Below are 2541 nucleotides of genomic sequence, written 5' to 3' on the forward strand. Positions count from 1 at the left end.
AAAGCGACTGGTGAGGTGTTTAAGGGGTTAACAGATAAAGATGGATTAACACAGTTCTTTTACAGTGATGCTCCTGAAGATGTTGAGGTTCATTTAGAAATAGGAGAATACAATGAAGAGTAATAACTCATTAGGAGGTACTACTTTGGGTGGGAATCAACAGGATATAAAAATTTCCGCACCTAGATATACAGTACATTTTCGACCTCCTAAAGATATGTTGGGTAGATATGGTTTTGACTACCCACGAGATAATGATATTTACCCAATAGAGATGATAGCGACAGCCAATGATCGCAAAACATTTGTTAATGATTATAAAAGTTTGTTTATTGGCAATATTAACATTCTGAAAAATAATTATTTACAAGATGCTAATTTAGCAACTACTTTAATTCAAAAAGGCTATTTGCCCGCATGGTTGTGTATTTTTCCTTTTACGACATCAGATGTTTTTAAAGGGGGCTCTAGCATGCATTCTGAAGGAGTTAAACTAAATTTAGAAATCCATCAATTCTTAGGTGACACTAATACTTTAGCTGATGATGGTACTATCATTGAGTTTGTATCATCTGCTCCATCTAAATTGACTGTTAATCCTAGTAAAATTGCCTTAACAGAATTCATAAAAACAGGCCAGAAGGCTTTTATCATTGATAAAAAAAATAATAGTAAAAGACTTCAATATAATAAAGAGAAATGTATATTGATAAAAGGTGTAAAAAATCAAGTATTAACTCAGCATGAGAATATATCAGTATACGCTAATAAAAAAGGGAATAAACATTTAGTTGGCAAGCTAATGGTTCATAAAAATGATATGGCATATCAGGCAGATTTGGTATTTATTAATGTGACCTCTAGTAAAGGTTCAACCATTACTACTGCCAACGATATTGAATGGTATCTGAAATTTTTGGGATTTAATCAAGCACTTATTCGGGCAGAAAAAGTTGTTCAAACTACATTAAAATTGCATGACATTGCTACCAAGGATCAAAGTGTTGCCTTATTCTTAAATTCTTATAAAAATCAGAAAAACGTTGTTGAATATGTATCAAATGAGTTAATTAACATTTATCAAAAATATGGTGATCATAATCCTACTGGGATTTTTGGCAGTAAGATTAGCCTTAATGATGATCGTAATAAAAGAACCTTTGTTTTTGTCACAGATTTGGAAGCAGGAGCTTACAATGGCGTAGCTCCGCCTGATATAAGAGGAAAGAAGTTTGCTTGGGGAAATAGCGTAATAATATTCAAGCAAGCCAATAAAAATAGAGACACTTTGGTACATGAGCTTGGACACAGTTTTGGATTACCACATGTTTTTCAAATAGGAGAATCTTATCAATTCTATCAAGGATTTAGTAACAGAGTGATGGATTATACATGGCAAAACGGCAAACCTGGTAATGCAGGAAAAAATCCTAATAAAAGAATTATGTTTGGACGATATGAATGGTATAAAATGCAAAATGATAGAAGTGTCTATCGACTATAAAGGTAAGTAAGTATGTTAAAAATGATATCCATAATATTCCTTTTTACACTACTTTGTAGCTGTAATAATTCCAACTCTAGTAATACAACGACTAGCCAAGTTGTTGAAACAAAGAAGATACAATCTAATCAAAATACGAAAAATAATGTAGTTAAAGAATCTAGTTACGAGAATATTGAATCAAGCCACGAATGTGATGGTGACTGTGCACCTCCAGATTACCTTAGTTTACCTTCTTATAAGGAACATAAAATATTAACCATTCCAATCAATGCCAAGAGTCATCTATCAGCTTTTTTCTTGAGCAATATAAATGTCAATGAAATCCAACTCAAAGAAATTATAGAACCTAATGAAAGTAATTATAACCTTGCTCAAGGAACAATAATATTTAAAGATGGATATTTGGCATATACATTACCCAGCCCTAATGAAAGCTATAAAAATAGTCTTATAAGATATACAAGCAATAATTCAAAACAGCAATTTACTGATTTTGAGAATAAGATGCTCTCTAAAATTATATCTATTAGCGGTGAAAAAAACCCTCAAAGATTTTTGCAGGAATTAATAGCCTCTAAAAAGAATCATTATTATAAGGGTTGTTACATTCAACAAAGAGAAAGTAAATTAGGTATTCTAGAGTTAGCAGTATGTGACTCAGATGATAAAAAATTTTTTACCCTATATAATCCAAAATAAGCGTTTACAATACCAAAATATTTGAGAATAAAAATGGTAAAAATAATGTAGAACAGATGATTGTCAGCAAAATTAATCAGTTAATGATTAAATAAAGCGATTTTATAACGAATCTGTATCAATTTACGCCATACCTTTCCAGCACAACCTGTGAGTTTTTATGACCTTTATTATCGCCATTCAATCAGAAGACAGTATTATTCTAGCAAGTGATACCCGAAATTTTGGGCTTGATAGCTCCTATCAGTTACAAGCCAAATTTGACCAATCTATTCAAAAATCCTATCTTTGGAAAGATGGTATCTTTGCAAGTAATGGTATAGACCAAATTGGAC

At 31.5% G+C, this 2541-nt stretch carries 2 protein-coding genes; both read left to right on the top strand.

The genetic code is table 11. The features are described from left to right. The first annotated feature begins 112 nt into the window (after positions 1-112). Positions 113-1504 (top strand): zinc metalloprotease, encoded by a 1392-nt coding sequence (locus A3G3_RS0108940; RefSeq protein ID WP_019520186.1) that lies wholly within the window; start codon positions 113-115, stop codon positions 1502-1504. 12 nt (positions 1505-1516) lie between these two features. Next, positions 1517-2206 (top strand): hypothetical protein, encoded by a 690-nt coding sequence (locus A3G3_RS0108945; protein WP_019520187.1) that lies wholly within the window; start codon positions 1517-1519, stop codon positions 2204-2206. Positions 2207-2541 lie beyond the last annotated feature (335 nt).

It is taken from the genome of Moraxella boevrei DSM 14165 (assembly GCF_000379845.1).
Taxonomy (GTDB): domain Bacteria; phylum Pseudomonadota; class Gammaproteobacteria; order Pseudomonadales; family Moraxellaceae; genus Faucicola; species Faucicola boevrei.